The 26,039-nt window shown below is 36.6% G+C and carries 23 protein-coding genes and 2 pseudogenes; 11 read left to right on the top strand and 14 right to left on the bottom strand.

The window, feature by feature from the left end:
* Window positions 1-102: 102 nt before the first annotated feature.
* Window positions 103-2,646, top strand: a complete 2,544-nt coding sequence (locus BUB25_RS13335) for a TonB-dependent receptor (RefSeq protein WP_072945183.1) — start codon at window positions 103-105, stop codon at window positions 2,644-2,646.
* 774 nt (window positions 2,647-3,420) lie between these two features.
* Here BUB25_RS13335 and BUB25_RS13330 read toward each other — a convergent pair.
* From BUB25_RS13330 to BUB25_RS13275, 12 genes and pseudogenes are all read right to left on the bottom strand, one after another.
* Window positions 3,421-4,683, bottom strand: coding sequence for an alginate export family protein (locus tag BUB25_RS13330; protein WP_072945181.1), 1,263 nt, complete (start codon window positions 4,681-4,683; stop codon window positions 3,421-3,423).
* Window positions 4,684-4,760: 77 nt separating this feature from the next.
* Window positions 4,761-5,405 carry an SCO family protein gene (locus tag BUB25_RS13325; protein ID WP_394336304.1) on the bottom strand — a complete coding sequence of 215 codons (645 nt, stop codon included), beginning with the start codon at window positions 5,403-5,405 and terminating at the stop codon, window positions 4,761-4,763.
* On the bottom strand, window positions 5,402-6,208 hold the full coding sequence (locus BUB25_RS13320) for a formylglycine-generating enzyme family protein (protein WP_072945179.1): 807 nt from the start codon (window positions 6,206-6,208) through the stop codon (window positions 5,402-5,404). The genes BUB25_RS13325 and BUB25_RS13320 overlap by 4 nt, the downstream gene beginning before the upstream one ends.
* 25 nt (window positions 6,209-6,233) lie before the next feature.
* Window positions 6,234-6,557 (bottom strand): annotated as a pseudogene (locus BUB25_RS13315) (c-type cytochrome); the annotation flags it as partial.
* Window positions 6,558-6,641: 84 nt separating this feature from the next.
* Window positions 6,642-8,123, bottom strand: a complete 1,482-nt coding sequence (gene nirK / locus BUB25_RS13310) for a copper-containing nitrite reductase (RefSeq protein ID WP_072945176.1) — start codon at window positions 8,121-8,123, stop codon at window positions 6,642-6,644.
* A 110-nt stretch (window positions 8,124-8,233) separates the two neighbouring features.
* Complete coding sequence (locus BUB25_RS13305) at window positions 8,234-8,476, bottom strand: cytochrome C oxidase subunit IV family protein (RefSeq protein WP_072945173.1); 243 nt, start codon at window positions 8,474-8,476, stop codon at window positions 8,234-8,236.
* A gap of 3 nt (window positions 8,477-8,479) precedes the next feature.
* Complete coding sequence (locus tag BUB25_RS13300) at window positions 8,480-9,061, bottom strand: cytochrome c oxidase subunit 3 (RefSeq protein ID WP_072945171.1); 582 nt, start codon at window positions 9,059-9,061, stop codon at window positions 8,480-8,482.
* Between the two features lie 22 nt (window positions 9,062-9,083).
* A complete protein-coding gene (locus tag BUB25_RS13295; RefSeq protein WP_072945169.1) occupies window positions 9,084-10,049 on the bottom strand; it encodes a DUF438 domain-containing protein in 966 nt (321 codons plus the stop codon).
* 139 nt (window positions 10,050-10,188) lie between these two features.
* Window positions 10,189-11,964 carry a nitric oxide reductase activation protein NorD gene (locus tag BUB25_RS13290; protein WP_072945167.1) on the bottom strand — a complete coding sequence of 592 codons (1,776 nt, stop codon included), beginning with the start codon at window positions 11,962-11,964 and terminating at the stop codon, window positions 10,189-10,191.
* 75 nt (window positions 11,965-12,039) lie between these two features.
* Complete coding sequence (locus tag BUB25_RS13285) at window positions 12,040-12,819, bottom strand: CbbQ/NirQ/NorQ/GpvN family protein (protein ID WP_072945166.1); 780 nt, start codon at window positions 12,817-12,819, stop codon at window positions 12,040-12,042.
* 106 nt (window positions 12,820-12,925) lie between these two features.
* Entirely contained in the window at window positions 12,926-14,347 is a 1,422-nt protein-coding gene (locus BUB25_RS13280) for a cbb3-type cytochrome c oxidase subunit I (protein WP_072945164.1), read from the bottom strand.
* A gap of 106 nt (window positions 14,348-14,453) precedes the next feature.
* Window positions 14,454-14,888 (bottom strand): c-type cytochrome, encoded by a 435-nt coding sequence (locus tag BUB25_RS13275; RefSeq protein WP_072945163.1) that lies wholly within the window; start codon window positions 14,886-14,888, stop codon window positions 14,454-14,456.
* A 302-nt stretch (window positions 14,889-15,190) separates the two neighbouring features.
* Between BUB25_RS13275 and ric the strand changes: the two genes are divergently transcribed.
* From ric to nadB, 10 genes and pseudogenes are all read left to right on the top strand, one after another.
* Entirely contained in the window at window positions 15,191-15,922 is a 732-nt protein-coding gene (gene ric / locus BUB25_RS13270; protein ID WP_072945161.1) for an iron-sulfur cluster repair di-iron protein, read from the top strand.
* A 37-nt stretch (window positions 15,923-15,959) separates the two neighbouring features.
* Window positions 15,960-18,260 (top strand): annotated as a pseudogene (locus tag BUB25_RS13265) (ribonucleoside triphosphate reductase).
* Window positions 18,241-18,930, top strand: coding sequence for an anaerobic ribonucleoside-triphosphate reductase activating protein (locus BUB25_RS13255; protein WP_072945156.1), 690 nt, complete (start codon window positions 18,241-18,243; stop codon window positions 18,928-18,930). The pseudogene BUB25_RS13265 and the gene BUB25_RS13255 overlap by 20 nt, the downstream one beginning before the upstream one ends.
* A 41-nt stretch (window positions 18,931-18,971) precedes the next feature.
* Window positions 18,972-19,421 carry a CopD family protein gene (locus BUB25_RS13250; RefSeq protein ID WP_072945154.1) on the top strand — a complete coding sequence of 150 codons (450 nt, stop codon included), beginning with the start codon at window positions 18,972-18,974 and terminating at the stop codon, window positions 19,419-19,421.
* 11 nt (window positions 19,422-19,432) lie between these two features.
* A complete protein-coding gene (locus tag BUB25_RS13245) occupies window positions 19,433-19,897 on the top strand; it encodes a hemerythrin domain-containing protein (RefSeq protein WP_072945153.1) in 465 nt (154 codons plus the stop codon).
* Window positions 19,898-19,910: 13 nt separating this feature from the next.
* Entirely contained in the window at window positions 19,911-20,348 is a 438-nt protein-coding gene (locus tag BUB25_RS13240; protein WP_072945151.1) for a hypothetical protein, read from the top strand.
* Between the two features lie 43 nt (window positions 20,349-20,391).
* Window positions 20,392-21,618 (top strand): hypothetical protein, encoded by a 1,227-nt coding sequence (locus BUB25_RS13235; RefSeq protein WP_072945149.1) that lies wholly within the window; start codon window positions 20,392-20,394, stop codon window positions 21,616-21,618.
* Between the two features lie 33 nt (window positions 21,619-21,651).
* Window positions 21,652-22,086 (top strand): RrF2 family transcriptional regulator, encoded by a 435-nt coding sequence (locus tag BUB25_RS13230; RefSeq protein ID WP_072945147.1) that lies wholly within the window; start codon window positions 21,652-21,654, stop codon window positions 22,084-22,086.
* Between the two features lie 267 nt (window positions 22,087-22,353).
* Window positions 22,354-23,283 (top strand): quinolinate synthase NadA, encoded by a 930-nt coding sequence (gene nadA / locus BUB25_RS13225; RefSeq protein ID WP_072945145.1) that lies wholly within the window; start codon window positions 22,354-22,356, stop codon window positions 23,281-23,283.
* The gene (nadB, locus tag BUB25_RS13220; RefSeq protein ID WP_072945143.1) at window positions 23,283-24,839 is read left to right on the top strand and encodes an L-aspartate oxidase; all 1,557 of its coding nucleotides are present in this window, start codon (window positions 23,283-23,285) and stop codon (window positions 24,837-24,839) included. Before nadA ends, nadB begins: the two co-directional genes overlap by 1 nt.
* Window positions 24,840-25,131: 292 nt before the next feature.
* Here the strand turns inward: nadB and BUB25_RS16750 are convergent, their stop codons facing one another.
* Together BUB25_RS16750 and BUB25_RS13215 are read right to left on the bottom strand one after the other, a co-directional pair.
* Window positions 25,132-25,314 carry a helix-turn-helix domain-containing protein gene (locus BUB25_RS16750; protein WP_317047072.1) on the bottom strand — a complete coding sequence of 61 codons (183 nt, stop codon included), beginning with the start codon at window positions 25,312-25,314 and terminating at the stop codon, window positions 25,132-25,134.
* Between the two features lie 12 nt (window positions 25,315-25,326).
* Window positions 25,327-25,962: an AraC family transcriptional regulator gene (locus tag BUB25_RS13215; protein WP_244533828.1), complete on the bottom strand. Its 636-nt coding sequence runs from the start codon at window positions 25,960-25,962 to the stop codon at window positions 25,327-25,329.
* Window positions 25,963-26,039 lie beyond the last annotated feature (77 nt).

Genomic DNA, 26,039 nt, shown 5'->3' with positions numbered 1-26,039 from the left:
TCAACTAATTATAATTGAAAACAAGAATTCCCAAATGATGTGTATGTGTTAGTTTAAAAAAAATTTAAATTAAATTCTACTAATTACATATACTTAATATAAATGAAAAATTCTATAAAAAAAACACTTACAATACTATCCGTTTTAACATTCTCAATATCATTTGCACAAAACATTGACGGTGTAGTAACAACAAACCAAAACATTCCTTTAGAAGCCGCAAATGTTGTAATAAAAGGAACAACTTCTAACACAATTTCAGATTCTAACGGGAAATTTACGATTGACTCTAAAGGAAAACTCCCTTTAACTCTTTTAGTTCAATATGCAGGGTACAAAACTGCAGAAATTGAAATCAAATCTTTACCAATACCTTCATTAAAAATAAATCTTACTGAAGAAAATACTTTGATCGAAGTGGTAGTTTCTTCAAGACGCCGCATAGAAAAAGTGCAAGATGTGCCAATCGCAATATCTGTAATAACAGGAAAACAGGCAGAACAAACGGGAGCTTTCAACGTTAATCGCATAAAAGAACTTGTACCATCTGTTCAATTGTATTCGTCAAACCCTAGAAATACGGGAATTAATATTCGAAGCCTGGGTTCCCCTTTTGGACTTACAAATGATGGAATCGATCCGGGTGTTGGTTTCTATGTAGATGGCGTTTATTATGCTCGTCCAGCGGCAACCACTCTCGATTTTATCGATATCGAACAAATTGAAGTATTACGTGGCCCGCAAGGATCATTATTTGGTAAAAATACAACTTCGGGAGCTTTTAATATCACAACTCGTAAACCAAGTTTTACTTCAGGAGCTAACTTTGAAGTGAGTTACGGAAATTACAACTTTTTGCAAGCTAAAGCTTCGGTTACTGGAGCTTTGAGTTCAAAAATTGCAGGTCGTATCTCTTTTTCTGGTACACAACGTGACGGTTTAATTGATAATGTTGCAACAGGAAAACCTACCAATACCCTCAATAATCAAGGAATCAGAGGACAATTACTTTATACACCTTCTGAAAGAACCAATATTATATTAGCTGCAGATATCACAACACAACATCCAGATGGATATGCTCAAGTAATTGCCGGTGTCGCACCTACACAAAGAGCGGCTTACCGCCAATTTGATGCTATTATTACTGATTTGAATTATAAATTGCCGAGTTTAAATGCTTTTGACCGTAAAATTGACCACGATACGCCATGGCGTTCCGGACAAGACATGGGAGGCATATCGCTAAATGTAGATACAAAAATTGGAAATGGAACACTTACGGGAACAACAGCTTGGCGTTTTTGGAACTGGGATCCATCAAACGACAGAGACTTTACAGGATTACAAGTTTTAGCAAAATCACAAAATCCAACCAGACAAACACAAATAACACAAGAAGTACGTTATGCTGGTCAGCTTAACTCTAAATTAAGTGGTGTAATAGGTGTATTTTTTATTGACCAAACATCACAAACAGATGGTACTGAAGAATCCGGTAATGCACAGTGGAGATTTGCACAAAGTACCACTAGTAATTTATGGAAAACACCAGGTCTTTTTGAAGGATACGGTATCAAAACAGATGCCCGCATTAGAGCCTCCAGTGCGGCAGTATTTGGTCAGTTAGACTGGGCAATAACAGAACATTTACACGTATTACCAGGTTTACGTTATAATTTTGACAAAAAAGATGCTGATTACAAACGTACTACATACGGAGGACTTCAAACGAATGACCCAGCCTTAATTGCCTTGAAAAAATTAGTTTATACGGATCAGTCTTTTTCATCAAACACAGATGATACTGATTTTTCTGGAAATCTAACCGTGTCTTTTAAAGCTACTGATAAGATTAATGCCTATGCGACTTTTGCAAAAAGTTACAAACCAGTTGGAGTGAACGTAGCTGGATTACCTACTCTTGCCGGACAACCCATTCTTGAACTTGCTGTAATTAAACCGGAAGAAGTAAATCATTATGAAATTGGAGTAAAAACAGCGCCGTTTAAAAACTCAATATTCAATTTAACCTTCTTTAATACCGATATCAAAGATTTTCAAACTAATGTACAGGCAGCTGAATTAGGTGTAAACCGTGGCTATCTTGCCAATGCAGATAAAGTACAGGTAAAAGGGGTAGAATTGGATGCCAGTTTTGTAATCAGCAAACATTTAACCATCAATGGAGCAGCGACCTATACAGACGGAAAATATGTTAAATTTACAAATGCACCTCTTCCGTTAGAAGAAACAGGAGCAGCAGTATCCTTTAAAGATGTTTCCGGAACTGCTTTACCAGGTGCTTCAAAATGGGCGGGCTCTTTAGGAGGTGAACTTTCCGATAATGCCAAATTCTTTGGAAATACAGGAAAAATATTCCTCGGAATTGATTCTTATGCACGTACTGAATTCTCTTCAAGTCCTTCGGCTTCAAAATATTTAGTAGTTCAGGGTTATGCTCTATTTAATGCTCGTATAGGTTTCCGTGCAACAGATGGTTTTTCGGTACAATTCTGGGCACGCAACCTTTTAAACAAAGATTATTACGAACAACTATTGCCTGCTGGTGGAAATGCCGGACAATATGCTGGTGTAATAGCTGATCAAAGGACTTATGGAATTACGTTAAAATATTCGTTGTAAAATTTTAAGAAGAGTAAATAAGATCTGATTTTAAATAAAAAAACACCGCAATCCGTCTTATACGACTGCGGTGTTTTTTATTTCTTTTTACTAAAATCTAATTATATCAAAACAATTAAAAAAATGAAAACATATAAAGTACCGTTAGTCGCTGTAATTATTTTATTATTAACGAATGTGTGAATACTATCGTTTGTTAGAAGATTTTCCTGAAATTACCAATTAAAACAAAAGAATGTTGCTCTTGCAAAAACTGGAATTTAATAATCAAGAAATTGCAGATTTACTTGGAGTCACGCCCGATGCTATAAAAAAATCAAAGCAACGCCTCAAAAAAAAGCTTGGAACTAAATTTAATATTCTTTTCAATACAGAAAAAATGATCCAATCTTAAATTGGAGTTCTTGTTGCCTAATCCCCAACTTTTGAACTTGATCCAAAAAATACCAGCCGTAAAGCTGTGTTGAACGAAATAGTATTCATCGAACACATCCAAAAATATAAAATTGTGAGATAAACCGCTCTAAATTCATCCCTTATGGGTTTAAGGATAAATGAATCAGAAGAATTTCAAGAGGTCATTGCGTCTCTTTTATATTCATTAGCCATATAGATATAGATAGTGTATGGATAATGCATACAGGATATTCCGGCACAAAGGGCGCCAAATGCGTATTTGAGCCTGGTGCTTTCAGTAGATGAGTTCTGCCAATTCACAAACCTAAAAATTGAACAGCTTCTTGGAAATTCCTATTGTATAAATTGACAACACATCTATTTTGTACTAAATAGTTTTGGATTAAATGAAATCATTACCCATGCCCAATTATTATTATTTGATGGATTAGTAACATTTTTTACTCTTTCTAATGTTGATGATGCAAACATTTGAGAATAGCCCGCCGAAGCGACGATATCTTTTTGAACGATATAACCGACTGTAAAATCAATCTCGGTGCCTAAATAACTGTTCATTTTATTGCCGAACGAATCTAAAACACTATTAGGAGCATGGAAAACATGCGGAATCAAAGCCAATTGCCATTTATCAATAGTATAATTTAGTTTCAAATAAGCATCTTGCAAACCCACACTATTCAAGTGATTGCCCACATAGAAATAATCCATAAATCCATTGAATCCGTGATTAGTCCCAAAAAGAGGACTGAATGATTTAATATCACTTGCATTATCATCTTGATCTTTACCCGAAAGAAATTCATATCCCAGTGCCATTTTAAATGCTGACGTAAGAGCATAACCCAAATTAGCCCCCAGATAACAAGCACTCACCTTGTTTCCATTACTTTTTCCGGTTTGTGCATACAATCCTAAATTAGTATCCCATTTGTTTTCTTTATACCAAAGATAAGTACCAAAAGTCTGTTTGTAATCGACTTTTAAATCTGTAACTGTCTTTGCATATTCATAGCCCGTATTCAAAACTACTAAACTCATACTTAACTTACTAAACTGAGTATGATACCAAGCATATTGCATTGATTTATAATTGGTGGTATAAGCCGTAGTTGGAACCACTAAATTTTCTTTATCCGCATTCCATGCAAATCCCAAATCCAATTGATGATTCTTTGGATGAAAACTAACTACAGCAGCATCGTGACTTTGCCCCTGTTGTGCCCAATCAATTTCACCAAAGATTCGTTGATTATCATAAGAGATTATCTGGCGTCCTAAACGTGCGCTCCAATTGGTATCAAAATCATATTGAGCCCAAGCCTCAAAAACAGCAACTCCGTTTTTATCGGCTGTGGCTGTTGTGGCAACATCGCCCCAAGTACGTATATTTTGCAGGCTCAACTTTGTTTGAAGTTTTTCTTGTTTGAAGTTCAAATTCAAGCGGGAACGCTGGGATATAAAAGAAGTCGCGTCCTCAGCATTTGATATTGGGCTTTTATAACCATTTCTGTATTCATAACGGGGTCTGAGTTGGAGATTTACATCAAATTCCTGCGCATAAGTTCCTAAGCCAGTCATCACTATCAATGACAGACTGATTTTTTTTATTAATTTCATGGTATACTTTTTAATGATATGATATCGAAATCCACTTCATTTTTGTTGCTTTAAATTAGAGTAATTTCGCCATTACCCTAGTTTATTTTCTCAGCTTCTTCTGTGATTTTCTCTATAGTTTGATCTGAATTTACTCCCAAACCTTCCTGCTGGTAAGTCAATTCACCGTCAGAATTAAAAACACTTATGATATTGGAATGCGAGAAATCCAAAGGAGCTATTTTTTTATAGTTGACCGCCAAAACTGCGGCAAATTCTCTTGTATTTTCTTCAGTAGAACGCAGGAAAAGCCATTGATTTCCTTCCATTTTATTTTCAATAGAAAAAGCTTTCAATCGTGTTGGAGTATCCACTTTAGGGTCTATACTCACTAAAACCAGTTTGACTTTGTCTTTGATATTTTTCGGCAAGCGCTGTTCAATATTTCGCATATCGGCCACTAATCTAGGACAGGCGGCTTTACAGGAAGTATAAATCATGACCATGACTAATACTTGCCCTTTCAAATCTTTCATTTCTAAATTCTCACCATTTTGATTGGTCCATTTGGAAGGAAGATTGTAAATGGATAAATCCGAAATAGCTTTCTCTTTTTGATCTGACTCTGATTTTTTAATACAGCCCTGTAACGACAACAGAAGTAGCATAAAACCTAAAAACAGTTTTCTAATTACTCTATTCTTAATTGTTGGTTTCTGGTATTTTTGAATTATAGGTTTCATTTCTTTGATTTTTGAATTGATTTGGGTTGTGGTATTTTATCGGTAGCACATCTAAAACCAAGGTTTTTTGTGGTGTATCTGGCTTTAAGACTTCCTCGGAAAGCATAACGCATAAAGGCAGCATAATTCATTAGATCGGTAGCATTCACCGATCCGCTTCCGCAAAAGAGATTCTTATCAGTGTCCTTATCTTTTCTGGATTCACCGGAAAGAAAAATACTGTTGAAATCGGCCGTCCATTCCCAAACGAGTCCATGCATATCATAAACCCCCCAATAATTTTTGAAGGTCTGCCCTACAGGATTCGTATCAGTTTTGGGCTTTTCATACCAGGACATGATGTATTTATTAAAATCTTCTTTACTACGGGCGTCTATTCGCTTTTCATCGGCCATGGCTACATATTCCCATTCATCCATCGTGGGCAATCGTTTTCCTTGGCATTCGCAATATTTTTTGGCAGCAAACCAGGAAACATTAGTCACTGGTGCATTGCCTAAATTGGTTTTTCCATAATGAAAATCACTCTGCCATTGTGACAAATAACTCTTATCAGCAAATATTCCTTTCATTTTAGAGCGACTGTACTGCGGATACTTTTGAACAAAAGCAAGATATTGTGCATTGGTAACGGGATACACATCGATATTAAAAGCTGATATTTCTACCGGTTTTTTATCCGTGGTTCCATAAAGGGGGACATAAGCCCCCCTTTTTATAGAAACCATTGGAGTATCTTGAGCGTGCAGCGATGTTGCTATTAATAATAGAAATGAAAACACGGCTATTTTAGTTTTTAACATGGCTGAATGCTTGATATTACAATTATTATTTTCTTTGGGCTTTTACCATTGCTGGTGTAACCACTGTTTTGTTATTCCCCCAACTTCCGTAAACATAAGTCATCGCATCAGCAATTTGCTGATCATTTAAGGCTTGTGCGGGCATGGCTCCACTGTATTTTTTACCATTTACAGTTATTGGTCCTGACAATCCCTTAACCACTCCTTTGATAGCTCGATTCACATCTTTATTCAAATAATCTGATTTAGCCAAAGGAGGAAAAGCTCCAGGAATTCCTTGTCCTGCCGCCTGATGACAGGCTATACATACTTTATCATAAACCCCTTTCCCTTTGGTGGCATTTTGGCTGTATCCTTGAAAAGCCAATCCCATCATTGCGATGCAAAAAATATACTTTTTCATTTTATTATAGTTTTTAAATTATTATTCTTTTTATTCATGAATATCTTTAGTCTTAACCACTGGTTTTGCTCTAAGTGCTTTTACTTTGGCTGGCGTTACTACTGTCTTATTATTACCCCAACTATTGTAAACATAGGTTAAAACATCTGCTATTTCGTCATCGGTCAAATTCTGACTGGTCATAACATTATTGTATTTTTTGCCATTTACAGTTACTTCTCCGCTCAATCCATGCAATACGGCATTAATTGCTCTGTCAATATTAGCATTCAAGTAATCAGACTTGGCCAATGGAGGAAAAGCATTTGGTACCCCTTGTCCTTCTGATTGGTGACAGGCAAAACAAGTCCTTCCATACAATGTTTTTCCTGATTTAATTTGCTCTGCAAGAGTTTTTGGAGCAGCGCTTTTAGCAACACCATTTACTTTTGGCATGTTTTGTATGGTTCCTCCTTCAGGCAAATAAATTCCTTCTTGGATCGTTCCAGAATGTATTTTTTTATTCTCTGCTCCTTCAACTTTTAGCATTCCAAGTGCTCCTTTATTAAAGGCTCTGAAAATCGAGTGATCTACTAAGATAAAAGTACCGGGAACATCCACTTTAAATTCCACTATCGCTGAACCACCGGCAGGAACCAAAGTCGTTTGAACATTTTTGTTGATCATATCCCCTCCTTCAATGTGTACCTTGTCAAATATTTCTCCAATTACGTGGAACGAAGAAACCAAGTTTGGACCACCATTACCCATATAAATACGAACTGTTTCACCTACTTTGGCAGTCAGAGATTTTTCTCCAGTAACCGCCCCAACTTTACCGTTGAAAACCACATAATCAGCTTGTTCTTTGATTGCTTTATTCATATCAAAAGGTTGTGAACCTTGTTCACCGTAATTCCCTTTGGTGTAAAAATCACCTTGCATAATGTAGTATTCTTTATCAACTGGCGGTAAACCTCCTTCTGGCTCCACCAAAATCAAACCGTACATCCCGTTCGCAATGTGCATACCCACCGGAGCGGTAGCACAATGGTACACGTACAATCCTGGATTTAATGTTTTGAAATTAAATACTTTTTCGTGTCCAGGTGCCACCAAAGAAGAGGTTGCTCCTCCACCTGGTCCAGTTACCGCATGTAAATCAATGTTGTGAGGCATTTTATTGTCCGGATGATTTTTCAAGTGAAATTCTACTTCATCACCTACTCTGGTTCTGATAAAACTTCCCGGAACTGATCCTCCAAAGGTCCAATAGGTATATTTCACCCCATCAACCATTTCTCCTTCCTGTTCTTTTATTTCCATATGCACAACCAATTTGGTTGCTGCACGATTACCAACTGGTTTTGGAACAAAAGGAGGCGCGGTAAGCTCAGCAACTTGCTTGCCTTCAACTTTTACATTTTCATAATTTTTAGCGTCATTTTCTTCTTTTTTACCGCAAGAAAACAACCCAATCGCTACAAACATTGCCAGAGCGATGTTTTTTATTTTTGTTTCATTTTTAAACATAATCCTAAACTTTTTAGATTTATATATTGGTTTTCTATAGTGTAAAGATAAAGGATAAAAACATCCTTTAATATGATAAAAATCATGTTTCTTAACTTTTAATTAAGATTTTAAACTATAAATATAATCAATAAAATCATCAATCCCAGAATAAGGCTCAGGCTCATTTTCCAAAAAGAATTGGCTTTTTTTAATTCCATAAATTGAAAAGCCACCAGTAAGAATTTAACGGCTGAAAACAACATAATCAAACTAACCGCAAACGTTGACATTATGATTGAATTTGAAACCAAAGCTGTAATTAAGGTCAAAAATATTAGGAATCCATAACTATATAATAAAGACTTTTTCATTGCTTAAAAAATTAAATAGAGAACAGGAAATAACAACAACCAAATCAAATCGCACATATGCCAGAAAGCAGCACAAGCTTCGACATCTTCAACGGCGGTATCTGAATTTTCCTTTGTCATACCGTAATTAGTCCAAATCAAAATGACCAATCCCATGATGACATGAATAAGATGAAAAGCGGTTAACATCCAATAAAAACTGAAGAACATATTGGTTTCCAATGAGATTCCGGATTCAATTTTATGATAGTATTCCACACTTTTTAAAACTAAGAAAAACAGTCCGCCAAGCATTGTCAGTTTAAAATAAAAGGATGACTTTGCAATGTTATTTTCCTTAAATTTATCCACGGCAGTGGCCATAAAAAAACCACTGGTCAACAAAAAAACAGTATTAATGGCTCCCATTGTGGTATTGAGTTGCAAACGGGATTGGTGAAATACTTCCGGTTCTTGCTGTCCATAATAAACAAAAGCGACCAATGCCATTCCGAATGTAATAAGTTCCAGGAAAATAATAATCCACATCAAAATCCCTCCCGGCGGATAATAGATGTTTTTGTAATCGATTTTTAATGTATTCATGTCGTGTCTTGTTAAAACTAATTTATTCCCAATCCAGTAATCGTTTTTCGCCTTCAATTTTCTTGATATCGGTAATATCCTGAGACATTTCGATAACGCCTTTATAGTTCATATCGGCATCCCTAACTGCGAAATACCGAATGTAGATCAATCGCTCTTTGTAATTAATCCAAAACGAGGATTCGCTTTTGGTTCCTTTTCTAAATTCGTCCAGAATTTTCAGAACCGTACCCACGCTTTTTGGCGGATGGCAAAATTTCACCTCACGTCCAATGATTCCCGCACTTCTAGGAAAAACGCGTTCTTCTCCCCTATTGTAAAAAATAACTTTGTCGTTTTCATCCACATAAGTAAGGTCCAAAGGCATTGTTCTGAACAATAAATTTACCTGTTCCACTGTCATGTGCCCTTCGTCATAATGCGAAGTGTTTTCTAATGAAAAAGGCATTTCTCGAATGGTAAAATCTTCACTCGGATGCACATAAGCCACACTCGGAAAAGGAGCTGGAGCTTGGGGTAACATCCAACCTATTTCTTCCTCGCCTTTGCGCATTTCGATCCAATCCGTTTCAGTCAACAGTTCTAAAGCATTGGGAAACAAAACCGTTTCTTCAACATGCATTAATCTATAAATTCCATCAATCAGGAAACCCGTATTTATGCTTATTTTTTCCGGATTCGAGGTCTTGATATAATATCGAATCAGTCGGATCTGCTCTCTCAAATTGTCATGAAATGACCACATTCCTTGTGAAGGCCCCAGCCAATCCTTTTTCTCCAAAAAAGGGAAAAGCTGATTTTCTTTTCGGGCAAATCGTTTCTCGATGGTATCGAGTTGATTGAAAATATTAATATATTTCTGTATATCCTCAGCAGGATCTGCATCGGCTAACTCTTCTAAAAGTTTGTAGATAATCTCTCTTTCCTGAAAATAAACCTGAACAGGATGTCCTTCAGGAAGCGTTGTAGTATTTGCTGTTTCGTTCATTATAAGGTGATTTTTAAATGAATTTTGAACCATTAAGGGATTAAGAGAATTAAGACTTTAAGATGTATTTCGTTTTCATTTTAATTTAAATATCAAAAAGTCTTTTTCTAAATAAAACTTAATTCTTAATGGTTAAATTCTATTTTTGATGTTTAATTTTCTCGTACAATTTCACTAAGGACTGCAACAATTCTACCGGAGTTGTCAGAATCTGATAATGATTTTGCCCGAACATTTGAGGCAAATAATATTTTGCCTGAGCTTCAATGGCCAGCGCATAAGAATTGATATTTCTGTTATTGAGTTCCCGAAGAGCTTGTTTCACGTCATTGATACCGTACTTGCCTTCGTATTTATCGTAATCATTCGGTTTTCCGTCAGAAATCAGGATGACCCATTTGTTTTTGGTGCTTCTTTTGTCGAGTCGTGCGCCGGCATGTCGCAAGGCAGCCCCGATTCGGGTGTACCCATTGGGTTCTACAGCGCCAATTTTGTGTTTGGCCACATTCCATTTTTCATCAAAATCTTTGACCGTCAAATAAGTCGAATAATTACGGGTTTTAGAATAAAAACTGTCAATCGAGAAATCGATATTGAATTCATTCAACATTTCTCCAAAGAGTATCGACACTTCCTTTTCTACATCAATCACCCTATTTCCCGCGGCATAGCCATCACTGGAAAGACTGATGTCCAAAAGAATCAGAATAGATAAATCTTTCTCTTTTTTCCGATTCGAAATGAATATTTTTTCGGAAGGAGTTCGTTTGGAATGTACATCCACATACAAATCTGTGATGGCATCGATATCAAATTCTTCCCCTTGGGTTTGTCGGCGTTGTTGCTGCATTTTGTTGTTGACGCTCGTCAACATTTTGCGCAAGCCCATTAATGTAGAAGCATTTTTTTTAATGGTTCTTTGGTAATAACCGCTATCCGATTTTTGTTGTGATTTGGGATATACTTTGCAGAAATTTTCCTTGTATTGTCGCTTGTCAAAATCCCATTCGTCATACATTAAGTGAAAACCTTTGGCATCCACTTCGGCACTTTCTGAGATGGTGGTGTTTTCAATAAAATCCGCCTGATAAACCGAATGCGCGGTATCATCCACTCGAACCGTAAATTTCATATTCAACTCTTCTAATGCGTCCTGATGTTCTTCCAGTTCATCAGAACCATCAAAATCGCGCCAAACCCCATTGAATTCTTCGGCCGTTTCTACCTTTTCAAAATTATGCAACATCACATAATCTTCCTGTTGTTTTTTATCCAATTCAACCGTAATTACTTCTTCTACAGCTGTTGCTTTTAGTGTAGTTGTCGGTTGCAGCTCGTTTCCTTTTTTGGTTTTATCCGAGAAATTCTCCAATCTTTTATCGCTATTGAGTTCGATTTCGTTCTGCATCCATTTTCCGTACAACCAGGAATAATCGGCAGGGATTTTATCGGTTGCTTTTTTAGCAAAATGATTTTTTACTTTCGAATGGAAATCGGCATCGATTGAGTATTCTTCGAATAAAACAGACAGAATTTTTTCGGATGTTTCCAATGCTTTTTGTTGCGAAAGTTCCAAGGATTGCTCTCTCTCTGAAGATTTCCAATTGAATTCCAAACGCTGTTGAATGCTGAGATACAAAATTCTGAAAAGATAGAAGGTCAGATTCTCAGCGGTCGTTGGCAGTTCTGCAAAGGAAACCGGAAGGAAAAAGTTGTTGTTTTTATAACCTCCTTCCCTTTCCGCAGGAAAAATATCGATTGGATTTCCGGTTAATGCGCGTGCCAAAATCGTCAATCGTGGTTTAATGTCATTCAGGATAACAGTTCTCGCTACAATTTCGGGCTCAATTTTTTTACTCTTTTTTAAGTGTTTAAAAAACTTTCCGACTAAATATTCGTCTAATTCAAATCCCATTTTTTTTAATTTTTAGTCATTGCAACTGACCACTAATCCCGATAACTCTCGAGACTGATTACTGACCACTCTTTTCTATATCATCAAATCGCACAAATCTTTCAGCGCTACTAATGTTTGCAAATCGTCCGTTAAGGGTTCTACCACGGCAACATGTACGGCTAATCTTTTTGGGAGTCCGCTTTGAATAATTTTGGCCGCATCGACTAACAAACGGGTAGAAACGGTTTCGGTTAAACCTAATTCCGTTAAGTTTCTGATTTTATTCCCGATGGCGACCAATTTTTTGGCAATATCATGTTCCACTTGGGTTTCGTTAACCAAAATTTCTATCTCAATTTTTGACTCTGGGTATTCAAATGAAACGGCAATGAATCGCTGTCTTGTGGAAGGTTTCAGTTCTTTAAATCCTCTTTGATAACCCGGATTGAACGAAGCAACGAGCATAAAATCTTCATGTGCTTTTACGGTTTCGCCTAATTTATCGATAAAAAGTTCGCGTCTATGATCGGTCAAAGAGTGAATGGCCACAATAACATCGGGACGTGCTTCGGCTACCTCATCCAAATAAATAATGGAACCTTCTTTCACAGCCGTTGTTAATGGACCATCAAGCCAAACGGTTTCGGCCCCTTTGATAATAAAACGACCAATTAAATCCGTAGAAGAAGTTTCTTCGTGGCAACTAATCGTAATGATTTTTTTATCCAATACATGAGCCATGTGCTCTATGAAACGAGATTTCCCGGTTCCTGTAGGTCCTTTCAATAAAAAAGGAATTTTATTTTTATAGGCATGTTCAAAGACTTCTTTTTCTTTACCTACAGCTTGGTAATATGGAATTTTTACTGACATAAGTTTGTTTTAAAAACAAAACCCATTCTACTGTTTACATACGGTTTCAAGTGCTGTATTCAAATAGGAATGAGTTTTGTTGGCAATAATAAAGTATTGAAGTGAACTAATTTATTTCTTCAGAAATGGTAATCTTTTGTTTTGAAGCAGGATAGCGACCTATTTTTATTTCAGAAGAAGAAAGATTTCCGTTTTGTGGTCCTTCTAAGGCTTCATCAGTAGGTCTGCCGTACTTGACAAAATCATATATGAAAAGAGCAATTCCCGTGGTAAACATGGTCGCACAAATTAGTAAGACTACAAAGTGAATGCTGATTTCGTTTTGAACATCCATGAAATCCATTTTCAGTTTACGTTCCATGTACACCTGAACAACTCCGGCCACCCCAAAGGCAACTGTCATTCCAAGCATCCCGATATTAGACAACCAAAATGCCATATTTCCTTGCGTACTGTTGTAGCGTTTTCGGCCTGTTAAATTAGGAAGCGCATAGCTTATAATTGCTAAAACAATCATCGCATAAGCGCCCCAAAAGGCATAATGACCGTGCATGGCCGTAACTAATGTTCCGTGCGTGTACAGATTAGTTTGTGGTAAGGTGTGCGCGAAACCCAGCAATCCAGCTCCAACAAAAGAAACGATAGACGCACCAATTGTCCAGAATAAAGCAATTTTATTTGGATGGCTTTTCTCGCCTTTTCGGTACATGTTTACCGCGAATAAAGCCATGGCCAAGAAAGCCAAAGGTTCTAATGCAGAGAATATTCCGCCAACGATTAACCAAATCTTATTGACTCCAATGTAATAGTAATGATGGCCTGTTCCAAGAACTCCTGAAAGGAAAGTAAGACCTACAATCACGTACAACCATTTTTCGATAACCTCTCTATCTACACCAGTTAATTTGATTAATAAGAAAGATAAAATACCTCCCATGATTAATTCCCAAACTCCTTCAACCCAAAGGTGAACCACCCACCAGCGGAAAAAAGAATCCATTACCTGACTATCAAACCAAATCATTCCGGGGATATAAAGCAAAGCGGCGAAGAACAATCCCATTACCAGCACTATTGCCGTGGTCGTTTTCTGTTTTCCTTTGTACAGCGTTCCTATAATTAAAAACAAGAAAAGCAATACATTGACAACAACCAGATAGTCTAACTCTCTAGGAATCTCAAGAAATTTTCTACCTTCCCAATGGTTAAAGTGAAAACCTACAATGGCAACAACTCCCACAACAGCCAGGGATATCAACTGGACATAAGCCCATTTGACGCTGATTAATTCATGTTGGGCTTCTTCTGGTATAATATAATAAGCAGCGCCCATAAAACCCGTTAACAGCCATACCACTAACAAATTGGTATGCACGGCTCTTGCCACGTTAAAAGGAATAATCTCGTGTAATCCTTGTATTCCTATTCGGTCAAAACCCATAATAAAGCCATATACGATCTGCAACGAAAACAGCAACATACACAAGCCAAAAAACCAATAGGCAACTTTTTGTGATTTATATTTCATATTTGTAAATTTTATTTGTTATCGGTCAAATATGATATCGCCTTTTTTTTTATGGTGTTTGTTTTCAACAAACTTGTTTTAAGTGGCGAATTCATATCTATTTGTATTAATTATTTTCTTGTGCTAATGGTGAAACGACTCTGTCGAATCCGTTCAAGTCCAGTTTACCAATCCATTTAAAATAAGCGACCATCGCATTGGCATCGGCCTCATTCATTTTATAAGCGACCATTTTTCGGCCTTTTGGAGCCCAAGGCACCGGAGACATCAAAACAGCCTTGACATAGCCTTCGCCGCGACGTTCCAACACTTTTGTCAATTCAGGTGCATAATAGCCGCCTTCACCCATAATGCTATGACATCCCATGCAATTGTTGGATTCCCAGATTTCTTTTCCTCTGACTACCTCCTTGGTAATTTCTTTGTAATTGGTTTGATCGTTTCTGGGCATAAAGGAATAAATAGTCAATCCTATAAAGATTAAAAAGGTGACCAGTGTTCCTCCCAAAAAAAATGCTCTAGCTTGTGATTTTGAAAGCATAAGTATCAGTTTTAATTAATAAATAAATTTGATTTTTCAATAAAGGACAAAAACATCCTTTATTTGTTTTGGGCAAAATAACCATATAAAAAATCTTTAAAACATGATTTAAATCATATTTGGTTATAATTTTTATTCAATATTAAAAAATAGAAAATAGGCAAAAAAAGACAACCTACAACACTGACAGCTATTATTTTATGAAAACAAATTGTTTAAAATTTAATTTCGGATAAATTTGTCTTTTATTAAAAATAATCGCTAATTTTGTAAAACAATAATTAATATAAAAAATAATAAATATGGAAACTTTAGAACAAACAACAATAGGACAATATGTCGCAAAAGATTTTAGGACGGCAGCTATTTTCTCAAAATACAAAATCGATTTTTGTTGCAAGGGAAACCGAACTATAGAAGAAGCCTGCGAAAATAAAGCCATCGATGCAAATCTACTATTGGATGAAATCAATAGCATTCTGGCAACCAAAAATGAAAATTCGATTGATTTTGAATCTTGGCCATTGGATTTGTTGGTCGATTATATCGAGAAAACCCACCATCGTTATGTGGAAGAAAAAACCCAGATTTTACTTCCTTTTTTAGACAAATTATGCAAAGTGCACGGTGCTGCACATCCTGAATTGTTTGAAATCAACGAATTATTCAAAGGTTGTGCTGGAGAATTGGCTCAACACATGAAAAAAGAAGAATTGATCTTGTTTCCTTTCATCAAAAAAATGGTAAAAGCAAGCCTTACCGACGAACTAATTGAAGAAGCCCACTTTGGATCATTAGAAAACCCGATTGCCATGATGATGCACGAACATGAAGCCGAAGGCGATCGTTTTGTAAAAATTGCAACATTAACGAATAACTATACACCACCGGCCGATGGTTGCAATACCTACCAAGTGACTTTTGCCATGCTGCAAGATTTCGAACAGGATTTGCACAAACACATTCATTTGGAAAACAATATTTTGTTCCCAAAAGCAGCTGCATTAGAGAAAAAATTCTCCAGACAAGAATAGGAAAAAACATTCATCTAAATCAAAATCATCAAAAGCTATGGAAAAATATGTTATCAAAAGAAACGGGGATCATAAACCTTTTGAACCTTTTAAAATACAAGATGCGCTCGAAAAAAGTTTTAACAGCGTCACCAAAGCCTTTGATGAAAGTGTTTTTGAAACTGTTTTGGCTGGATTGCAATTTAAAGAAATCTGGGTCGTGGAAGAAATTCAGGATTTGATCGAAAAAACACTTTTCGAAAAACGATATTTTGAAGTCATGCGTTCCTTCATGCTTTTTCGTCACAGTCGGAAATTGCAACGCGAACATGTTAACGGATTGAATGAGGACACAACTTACGTTGACAGCAGCCAAACCATAGAAGAATACATTGAACAAACGGATTGGCGTATCAATGCCAATGCGAATACTTCCTACTCTAATGCAGGTTTAGTGAACAATACAGCAGGAAAAATCATTGCCAATTATTGGCTGGATAAAGTCTATACCAAAGAAGAGGCTTATGCACACCGCAATGGTGACATTCACATTCACGATCTGGATTGCCTGACAGGTTATTGTGCGGGCTGGAGTTTGCGGGTTTTACTAAACGAAGGTTTTAACGGCGTTCGCGGTCGTGTGGAAAGTAAAGCTCCTTCTCATTTTAGGGAAGCGCTGGGACAAATGGCCAATTTCCTTGGAATATTGCAAAGCGAGTGGGCCGGAGCGCAAGCTTTCAGTTCTTTTGATACTTATTTGGCACCCTATGTTTTCAAAGACAATTTATCCTTTGATGATATCTTGAAAGCCGTCCGCAGTTTTGTTTACAATTTGAATGTACCTGCGCGCTGGGGCCAATCGCCTTTTACCAATATTACATTGGATTGGGTGGTTCCCGAAGATTTGAAAACTCAAATTCCAACGAAAAATGACCATCATCTATTCGAAAATATTAACAGTAAAAATATTTTGGCCAGAGCCAAAGAACGCGGCATAAAAAAGCTGACCGATTTGCGTTACGAACATTTCCAAAAAGAAATGAACCTCATCAATAAGGCATATTATACCGTGATGACCGAAGGTGATGCCAGCGGACAGCCTTTTACCTTCCCTATCCCAACGGTGAACATCACCGAAGAATTTGATTGGAACGGAGAAAACACCAATTTACTTTTTGAAAACACCGCCAAAATAGGCTCTTCCTATTTCCAAAACTTCATTGGAAGCCAATATAAATTGGATGAAAACGGAAATAAGATGGACAATCCCGAAGCTTATAAGCCCAATGCCGTACGCTCTATGTGTTGCCGATTGCAACTCGATCTGCGCGAATTATTAAAGCGCGGTAACGGTCTCTTTGGCAGCGCCGAAATGACGGGAAGCATCGGTGTAGTAACCATCAATATGGCGCGTTTGGGCTATTTATTCAAAGGAAATAAAACCGAATTATTCCAACAATTGGATAAATTATTATTCCTTTCCAAATCGACTTTAGAGAAAAAAAGAGCTTTCATCCAGGAAATGTACGACCGCGGTTTGTATCCGTACACCAAAAGATATTTACAGCATTTTAGGAATCATTTCTCTACCATTGGGGTCAACGGTATGAACGAGATGATTGCTAATTTTACGGAGAATAAGGACGACATTAGTTCCCTAACAGGAATTGAATTTGCGTCCGAAGTGTTGGATCATATCCGCAACCGAATGAAGGAATTTCAGGAGGAAACCGGAAATCTCTACAATCTGGAAGCCACGCCCGCCGAAGGAACTACGTATCGATTTGCTAAAGAAGACAAAAAACGTTTTCCAAATATCATTCAAGCCGGACAGCAAGAAAATATTTATTATACGAACAGTTCTCAGATACCGGTTGACCACACCGAAGATCCTTTTGAAGCACTATTTTTACAAGATGAATTACAATGCAAATACACCGGTGGAACCGTTTTGCATTTGTACATGAGCGAAAAAATCAGTTCTCCCGAAGCTTGCAAACAGTTTGTAAAGAAAGTTATTTCAAATTTCAAATTACCTTATATTACCGTTACTCCCGTATTTAGTGTTTGTCCAATTCATGGTTATTTGAATGGCGAACATGAATACTGTCCAAAATGCGATGAAATCATAATCGCGGAGAAAGCAAAATTTATCGAGTTTTAAAAAAATCATAATTAAAAAGCCATAAAAATGAAACTAACAACCAACCAAATTTTAGATCAAAATCAAGAATTACGCACCAAATGCCTCGTATACACCCGAGTTATGGGCTATCACAGACCGGTAGAAAGTTTTAATATTGGAAAGAAAGGCGAACACAAACAACGCACCCACTTCAATGAAGGAAAATGCAACTAAGCCCATCTACAGCATAACGCCTTTTACTTTGTTGGATTATCCGCATCAATCCGCCTGTATTCTTTGGTTTGCGGGCTGTAATATGCGGTGTTTGTATTGTTATAATCCCGAAATTGTTCTTGGGAAAGGTACATTGTCTTTCGAAAAAGCGCTTGATTTCTTGCGCTCCCGCAAAAATTTATTAGATGCAGTTGTCTTCAGCGGAGGCGAATGTCTGTTGCATCAAAACATAATCGAGCTGATTGTTGCCGTCAAAAAAATGGGTTTCTTGGTAAAAATTGATACTAATGGTTCTAAACCAACTGTTTTAAAAGAACTGATCGAAAAAAAGCTGATTGATTACCTCGCTTTGGATTTTAAGGCTCTGCCTGCTCATTTTGAGAAAATAACGCAGTCTGATTTATTTTCTTCTTTTGAAAAATCCCTGCGCTTATTGATTGAAAGCGGGATTCCGTTTGAAGTTCGTACCACGGTGCATTCGGATTTAATGCCCGAAAAAGAAGTTCGAATGATGATTGGCCATTTAGAAAAGAACAATTATTCGGGTAATTATTACCTTCAGTTTTTTGTAAACGGAGTACCTACATTGGAAAAACTAGACTATTCCAATAGGGAATTAGAACGATTGACGCTTTCAACATCAAGAATTAAAGTACATTTTAGAGGCTAATTTAAAAAGAAAGAATATCTTTCAAATATTAAACAACAAACATGGATCATCATTTATTACTCATCATTCACCTTTTATGTGCAGCTCTTTGGGTAGGCGGCCATTTATTGTTGGTATTTGCTTATTTACCTCAAGCCCTTAAAACCAAAGATCAAAATATAATTCTGAATTACGAAAAAAAGTATGAAGCTATAGGTATGACTGCTTTGGTTCTACTGGTAATTTCAGGTGTTTTGATGGCTTATAAATACAATGTCAGCATTGAATATTGGTTTCATTTTGACAGCCCTATAGAGAAAGTCGTTTCTACAAAACTACTTTTATTATTACTTACAGTAGCTTTCGCATTAAGCGCGCAATTTCGAGTATTACCCAAGCTTAAAAACGACCCGAATAAATTACCAGAGATGACTTTTCACATCGTTGCTGTTACCTTAATTGGCGTATTGATGCTTGTTTTTGGTACATTTATCCGTTTTGGCGGTTTCTAAATTTTATAAAAATGACAGAAAAAAAACCTTTAAAAAGAGTTCCTGAACTACAGCCTTTGAGCCACGATCATCATCATGGATTACAGTTGTGCTGGAAAATTAGAACTGGATTTTCAAAAAAAATACCACTCGAACGTATTAAAAAATATGCCGATTGGTTTTATGAAAATCATCTGAAACCACATTTTGAATTGGAAGAAAAATACATTTTTCCTGTTTTAGATTCAAAAAATGAGCTTGTACAACAAGCCTTGTCCGAACATAAAAATTTGCGCTATTTATTTGAGCAAAAAACAGTTTTAGAAATATATTTGCTGCAAATTGAAAAAGAATTACAAAACCATATTCGTTTTGAGGAACGCATTTTATTTGCCGAAATTCAGCAAATAGCAACAGCCGAACAGCTGTCTAAAATTAACAGCATTCATACCCGAGCAACTTTTACAGAAAACGAAAACGATCCTTTTTGGATATAAAAACAACACTAAGATGAAAAAAATAAATGCGTTAACAGTAGTTCTTTTGTCCATTACTTTTATAGCTTGTCAAAAAAAAGAGGAGCAAAAAACAAACTCAGCGAGTACTGAAAAAGTTGCCACAGAAACCCAAACGCCTCCAAAAGTGAACCTAAACAACGGCCAGCCATGGGAAGCTAATCCAGAAACAACTAGTGGAATTAAAGCCTTACAGACACTAATTTTGGCTTCCAATCAAGGAGAAAGTGCTGCAGTTTTAAAAGAAAAATTAAACACCGAATTCGCCATAATCTTTAAAAAATGTACCATGACGGGAGAAGCCCACGATCAATTACACAATTATTTACTTCCGTTGAAACATAAAATCAACGCTATTGAAGAGGCTAATAAAAAGCCTATGCAACAGGAAATCGCCTCCTATTTAGAACAATACACTTTGTATTTTAAATAAAAAAGTTCCTAGATAACTAAAAAAAACATTTTAGAAATTGACTATGAAGCAGCATTGGTTGGTAACTTGTTTTGTTAATTTTTTCATCGCCTCTGTGATGGGACTGTTGCTCCGTCTGATGTATGTTACTCCTGTCGAATGGATAAATTTTCAGTTTTTATTGCACGGACATTCACATGTAGCGATGCTCGGCTGGGTCTATTTGATGTTGTACAGCCTAATCGTTCATTTTTTTTTAAACAAAGAAGCACAACAAAAAGCTGTTTACAACCGCCTGTTTTGGGTTACTCAATTCAGTGTCATAGGCATGATGTTTCGCTTTCCTGTTGAAGGCTATGCTTTATTTTCGATTGCTTTTTCTACTTTACATATTTTTTGTAGTTATATTTTTTGCAGACGAATATGGAAAGATGCACAACCATCCTCCTTGTCTGAAGAAAAACTGTTACGAGCTGCTTTGGTTTTTATGGTAGTATCCACGGTAGGGGTTTGGTGTCTAGGACCTGCGGTGGGTTTACTTGGAAAAGCAAGTGCTTTTTATCAAATTGCGATTCAATTTTTCTTGCATTTTCAATTTAACGGTTGGTTTCTATTTGCTGTTTTAGCCTTGTTCTTCAATCAACTTAAAGCCAAAATTGACGAAAAAAATTTCCAATTATTCTATAGTTTATTAATTGCATCAACGATTCTCACTTTGGCTCTACCGGTCAGCTGGTATCTTGACAATCCTGTTTTTTATTGGATTAATGCCTTGGGAGTAACACTGCAATTGGTTGCTTTTGGTGTATTTATAAAAATCATTAAACCCAAATTTCACATTTTCTTTTCGACGCTAAAAAGAATTGAGAAACTAATTTACGGTTTTGCCTTACTTTCATTGGGGCTAAAAGTCGGGATTCAAATGGTCGCTTTACTGCCAGGATTGGATCAGGTTTCGCATCAAATTCGCAATTTTGTCATTGGATATATCCATTTAACCATGTTGGGAATTATCAGCGGTTTTTTATTAGGATTTACTTTGCAAAACAAATTCCTAAACGGGACTAATATTTGGGTCAGCTTGGGCCTAAAAATCTTTCTGGCAGGTTTTGTGGCAACCGAAATGCTGTTATTCATGCAGGGCGCTTATCTGTTTTTTGGCCTGGGCGAATTCCCTATGTACCATCAAAATCTTTTTATAGCCAGTATTGGGCTTCCCACAGGACTTATAATACTTATTATCAGCTTATTTCAATCCGCTGAAAGAATAAAAATAATTGCAAGAGATTGAAACTAATTTCAATAAATTTGTAAAAAACCAAATATGTTTTCCAAAACCTGTGAATACGGCATACGCGCCACTATTTTTATAGCCTCCCAATCTTATCAGGATAATCGTGTGGGGTTAAAAGACATAGCCGAAAAAATAGATTCTCCCGAAGCTTTTACGGCCAAAATTTTACAAATACTGTCCAAAAGTAACATTATCCATTCGATCAAAGGCGTGGGTGGTGGCTTTGAAATACCTAAAGAAAAAATGAGCCAAATCAAACTAATACAAATAGTAGCAGCAATTGACGGAGATAGGGTGTTTACAGGCTGCGGTCTGGGATTAAGTCATTGTTCAGAAACGCATCCCTGTCCTGTTCATGATAGATTCAAAGAAATCAGAAACAATCTTGCCAACATGCTCGAAAACACCAATCTAGAGGAATTAGCAATGGGAATTAAATCAGGAGATACTTTCTTGAGGTATTAATCCCTAAAAACACAAGCTGAAAAGAGAACAAATCTTTTAACTAATTCATTACCAAAAAAATAAACTCGAGCCATTTATATCATTTTTTAATAAAAAAACGGATCCTTAGTAGAATGATTCTCATCGATTATTTAATTTAATGCTATCACAATACAAGCTTATCCAAAAAACCTTGAAAACCTGATAATTGTCATAGACTCTGATGATTTATTGAGATACTTTTAATTCCTTGAAAACTTTGGAAATATAATTAAATCGATAAGAGAAATGAAAAATCTCAAAGAGCAGATAATAAAACTTAAAAAAGAAAAGAAGGCGGTCATTCTGGCGCATTATTACCAAGAGGCTGCTATTCAAGATGTAGCTGATTATGTTGGGGATAGTTTAGGTCTATCCCAAGAAGCCATGAATGTAGATGCCGATATTATCGTTTTTGCTGGTGTACACTTTATGGCCGAAACCGCAAAAATTTTGAACCCGGACAAGAAAGTAATTCTCCCCGATTTGAAAGCCGGATGTTCCTTGGCCGAATCCTGTCCGCCGGATTTGTTCAAGGAATTCATCGACAACCATCCTGACCACATTGTCATTACCTATGTGAACTGTTCTGCCGAAATTAAGGCCTTGAGTGATATTGTTTGCACTTCTTCTAATGCGATCAAAATTGTGGAATCAATCCCGAAAGATGTTCCAATTATTTTTGCCCCGGATAAAAATTTAGGGAAATACATCATCAGTAAAACCGGACACGATATGCTACTTTGGGACGGTTCCTGTGTAGTACACGAGGCTTTTTCACTAGACAAACTGATCGAAGTCCACAAATTACACCCCAATGCGACCATCATTGCGCATCCGGAATCAGAAACTCCTATTCTGGAAACGGCAAGCTATATTGGCTCCACGGCAGGAATGATTGATTATGTAAAAACCAACTCTAACGACCAATTTATTGTTGCCACCGAAGTGGGAATCCTTCATAAAATGCAACAGTTGGTCCCTGATAAAACATTGATTCCGGCTCCTGCGAAAGAAGATAACACTTGTGCCTGTAGCGAATGCGGTTACATGAAAATGAATACTTTGCAAAAATTATACGATTGTCTGCTCAACGAATCACCGGAAATCAATGTTAGTGAAGAGATCAGAATCAAAGCCTTAATCCCTATCGAACGAATGCTAGAACTATCAAAATAATGACAAGCAGTAATTATTTAATCATAGGTTCAGGAGTGGCAGGATTGACTTTTGCCATCAAAATTGCGGATCGTTTCCCTGATAAAAAAGTTACGATTATAACAAAATCTGCTGAAGACGAATCCAATACCAAATATGCGCAGGGTGGCATCGCCATTGTCCTGGATGAAGACGAAGATTCCTGTCAAAAACACATTCAGGACACCTTGATATGTGGCGATGGTATTTGTGATGAGTCAGTCGTTGAAATGGTAGTTACTGAAGGTTCAAAACGACTAAAAGAACTCATAGAATGGGGAGCCAAATTTGACAGAAACTCCAAAGGGAATTTTGATTTAGGCAAAGAAGGAGGCCACTCACAAAACAGGATTGTGCATCACAAAGACCAAACCGGGTTTGAAATTGAGCGCACCATCCTTTCAGAAGCTCATAAAAAAAAGAACATTCATATTTTAGATCATCATTTTGCCCTTGACTTAATTGTGCAAAACGGCTGTTGCCAAGGTGCTTATGCATTAAACCAAAAGACAAACGAAATCCTCTGTTTTCAATCAGATTATACCTTACTAGCCACCGGCGGAATCGGTCATCTTTACGGACATACGACCAATCCCGTTATTGCCACGGGAGACGGGATTGCGATGGCTTTTCGAGCAAATGCCACAATCAAGGATATGGAATTCATTCAATTTCACCCTACGGCTCTATACGATGATTCTCAGGGTTCCAAATTTTTAATTTCGGAAGCAGTAAGAGGTTTTGGTGCCTATTTACGAACCAAAAAAGGCTCACGCTTTATGCTAAATTATGATGACAGAGGAGAATTGGCTTCCCGAGATATTGTTTCGCAAAGTATCGATTTGGAACTAAAAAAAACAGGCGATCGTTGTATTTATCTTGATTGCACCCATCTGGATATAAACGCTTTCATAAAACATTTTCCAATGATTCATCAGCATTGTATGGACATCGGAATAAACATTACAAAAGACTGGATTCCCGTTATACCTGCACAACACTACCTTTGTGGCGGTATTGCGGTTGACAAAAATGGAAAAACGAGCGTAGAAAACTTATTCGCGTGCGGTGAGTGTTCTCAAACTGGCTTGCATGGCGCCAATAGACTCGCTTCTAATTCGTTGTTGGAAGCCTTAGTTTATTCCGATAAAATTTATCATTACTTATCGGATGATTCCCTTGTATCCCTCAAACCCAAATCCCCTGTTTCTGATTTAGGGCTAACTGATAAAACCAAAATCAATTCGGCTTACCTGATTCAATTTAAAGAAAAACTACAACATTTAATAAGTAAAAACGTTGGTATTGTACGCTATGAAACCGACTTAATAAAGGTTTTAGAACAGCTACTGAAATGGCAAAGCGAAATAGAATCTGTTATCCAGCATTTTCAAATAAACTCCGCCACTTATGAATTAAATAATATGATTACAGTAGCAATTCTCATTGTCGAACAGTCAATCAACAGAAATCAAAACTGTGGTGCTTTTATCAAATTTAAATCTGGACATCCTAACTTAGCCCTGACAGAAAGTTAAGAGCTAAATCTTAATTCTGACCTATGAAACAAATGCGCAAAATTTATGAAACAAATAGTGGTATACACCTAAAAAGCACAGTGTAAGTTAAAATTGCAAGCTGCCTATAGAAATCGGAAGATCCGGATAAACTTTTGATTACACAATGAGTATAAATTTAATTAGGACAAATCCAATTAATTACAGGGTTTCAGACTTATAATTTACCATCCATAATTGCTGCTTTCAATAGTAAAAATAGTTCTATAACAACAAGGCGATGCTAACGATTTTTGGAAGAATGCTTGTGCTATCAAGAAAGTATCTTCTGCATTTCCTCCCTAAAATCGGTAGGAGTCATTCCTGTCTTGCGTTTAAAAGTATGGGTAAAATAGCTTTTTTCATTATAACCAAGTTGATAACCTATTTCGGCCACATTCTTATCAGTGGACATCAAAAGATTTTTGGCCTCTGTAAGTTTGCGGATTTCGATAATTTCCGAAACACTTTACTGTAATATATTTTGGCAAATAAGGTTCAGATTGCGCGAGCTCATAAAAAGTTTATTTGCATAAAAATTGACATCCTTATGTTCCTTATAATGTTCTTCCAATAATATCAGAAAATTTTTAAAAGTTGAGCCTTGTATTTTCTTAGACTCTTTATCGTCCAGATTTAGTTTACGACGTTCAGATTCTATGATAGTAAAAAGGGTACTTAGTAATTGTCTGATTACGGCCAGATCAGGAGTATCCTGTAGATATTCGTCAAAAATTATTTTGCAGATCGTGTCTAACCTTTCAAAGCATTGAGTACTCTGCATTTGAATATTGGCCTTGTCGTGGAATGATGCATAAAGGCTGAAGGTCGTTTCTGCAATAAATTCACTTTTGAACCTTAACGCCCATATATCGCATTTACCATCTTTAAGAAGAGGCCTGACGCGATGGATTTTCCCCTGAGTTACAAAACTAATAAAAGGCGCATCCATCAAGTGAGATTTAAAATCTATAAAATGTTCGAGCTGTCCTTGCCCGCCTATGATGAGCTCTTCAAAAGTGTGGGTATGGGGTTCATTCACAGAATGAATTATCTTCTCTGATTCTGCTGCTGTAACACGAAAAATTTTAAAGATTTCTGTCATAGTTAGTTTTTAACAATTGGCTAAAGGTAATTATATTTAATAAAATTTTTAGCTCATTATCCCCTATAAAAGCTAGG

This window comes from Flavobacterium granuli, from assembly GCF_900129705.1.
Lineage (GTDB): Bacteria > Bacteroidota > Bacteroidia > Flavobacteriales > Flavobacteriaceae > Flavobacterium > Flavobacterium granuli.
This window is presented reverse-complemented; position numbering and strand designations above follow the sequence as displayed.

What these genes read in the sequence shown, in the direction of transcription:
- BUB25_RS13335 (WP_072945183.1), top strand. Translation starts at nt 103, where the DNA reads ATGAAAAATTCTATAAAAAAAACACTTACAATACTATCCGTTTTAACA.
- BUB25_RS13330 (WP_072945181.1), bottom strand. Translation starts at nt 4,683, where the DNA reads ATGAAATTAATAAAAAAAATCAGTCTGTCATTGATAGTGATGACTGGC.
- BUB25_RS13325 (WP_394336304.1), bottom strand. Translation starts at nt 5,405, where the DNA reads ATGAAACCTATAATTCAAAAATACCAGAAACCAACAATTAAGAATAGA.
- BUB25_RS13320 (WP_072945179.1), bottom strand. Translation starts at nt 6,208, where the DNA reads ATGTTAAAAACTAAAATAGCCGTGTTTTCATTTCTATTATTAATAGCA.
- nirK (WP_072945176.1), bottom strand. Translation starts at nt 8,123, where the DNA reads ATGTTTAAAAATGAAACAAAAATAAAAAACATCGCTCTGGCAATGTTT.
- BUB25_RS13305 (WP_072945173.1), bottom strand. Translation starts at nt 8,476, where the DNA reads ATGAAAAAGTCTTTATTATATAGTTATGGATTCCTAATATTTTTGACC.
- BUB25_RS13300 (WP_072945171.1), bottom strand. Translation starts at nt 9,061, where the DNA reads ATGAATACATTAAAAATCGATTACAAAAACATCTATTATCCGCCGGGA.
- BUB25_RS13295 (WP_072945169.1), bottom strand. Translation starts at nt 10,049, where the DNA reads ATGAACGAAACAGCAAATACTACAACGCTTCCTGAAGGACATCCTGTT.
- BUB25_RS13290 (WP_072945167.1), bottom strand. Translation starts at nt 11,964, where the DNA reads ATGGGATTTGAATTAGACGAATATTTAGTCGGAAAGTTTTTTAAACAC.
- BUB25_RS13285 (WP_072945166.1), bottom strand. Translation starts at nt 12,819, where the DNA reads ATGTCAGTAAAAATTCCATATTACCAAGCTGTAGGTAAAGAAAAAGAA.
- BUB25_RS13280 (WP_072945164.1), bottom strand. Translation starts at nt 14,347, where the DNA reads ATGAAATATAAATCACAAAAAGTTGCCTATTGGTTTTTTGGCTTGTGT.
- BUB25_RS13275 (WP_072945163.1), bottom strand. Translation starts at nt 14,888, where the DNA reads ATGCTTTCAAAATCACAAGCTAGAGCATTTTTTTTGGGAGGAACACTG.
- ric (WP_072945161.1), top strand. Translation starts at nt 15,191, where the DNA reads ATGGAAACTTTAGAACAAACAACAATAGGACAATATGTCGCAAAAGAT.
- BUB25_RS13255 (WP_072945156.1), top strand. Translation starts at nt 18,241, where the DNA reads ATGAAGGAAAATGCAACTAAGCCCATCTACAGCATAACGCCTTTTACT.
- BUB25_RS13250 (WP_072945154.1), top strand. Translation starts at nt 18,972, where the DNA reads ATGGATCATCATTTATTACTCATCATTCACCTTTTATGTGCAGCTCTT.
- BUB25_RS13245 (WP_072945153.1), top strand. Translation starts at nt 19,433, where the DNA reads ATGACAGAAAAAAAACCTTTAAAAAGAGTTCCTGAACTACAGCCTTTG.
- BUB25_RS13240 (WP_072945151.1), top strand. Translation starts at nt 19,911, where the DNA reads ATGAAAAAAATAAATGCGTTAACAGTAGTTCTTTTGTCCATTACTTTT.
- BUB25_RS13235 (WP_072945149.1), top strand. Translation starts at nt 20,392, where the DNA reads ATGAAGCAGCATTGGTTGGTAACTTGTTTTGTTAATTTTTTCATCGCC.
- BUB25_RS13230 (WP_072945147.1), top strand. Translation starts at nt 21,652, where the DNA reads ATGTTTTCCAAAACCTGTGAATACGGCATACGCGCCACTATTTTTATA.
- nadA (WP_072945145.1), top strand. Translation starts at nt 22,354, where the DNA reads ATGAAAAATCTCAAAGAGCAGATAATAAAACTTAAAAAAGAAAAGAAG.
- nadB (WP_072945143.1), top strand. Translation starts at nt 23,283, where the DNA reads ATGACAAGCAGTAATTATTTAATCATAGGTTCAGGAGTGGCAGGATTG.
- BUB25_RS13215 (WP_244533828.1), bottom strand. Translation starts at nt 25,962, where the DNA reads ATGACAGAAATCTTTAAAATTTTTCGTGTTACAGCAGCAGAATCAGAG.